This is a genomic window from Vibrio sp. OPT46, assembly GCF_015163535.1.
Lineage (GTDB): Bacteria > Pseudomonadota > Gammaproteobacteria > Enterobacterales > Vibrionaceae > Vibrio > Vibrio alginolyticus.
Window position 1 is genome coordinate 1 of record NZ_JADDYG010000436.1, and the last position, 293, is coordinate 293.

1 pseudogene is annotated in these 293 nt (G+C 45.1%); it reads left to right on the top strand.

Going from position 1 to position 293, the window contains the following annotated elements:
* A pseudogene (locus IQR33_RS18955) lies at positions 1–293 on the top strand (response regulator); the annotation flags it as partial.

A 293-nucleotide genomic window follows, 5' to 3' on the forward strand; every position in this document is an offset into this window, starting at 1 on the left:
AAACCGTTTAAAGCAGGGTTGCTTAAAGAGAAGTTAGATAAGGCAATTGGGTTACGTGTTTCCAACACGACGCCTGCTGAACCACACCAAGAGAACACCACCCCCGATAAAACTCATGAACTACCTGCAAGTTCTGAGCAACCAGAAGCAACGGTAACGCCTATTCGCTCCGAACGCATCTTGCTTGTCGAAGATAATAGAGTGAACCAGAAAGTGGCTTCTCTATTGCTATCTAAAGCAGGCTATCAATTCGAAGTCGCAGAAAACGGACAAATTGCAGTCGAAATGTTCCA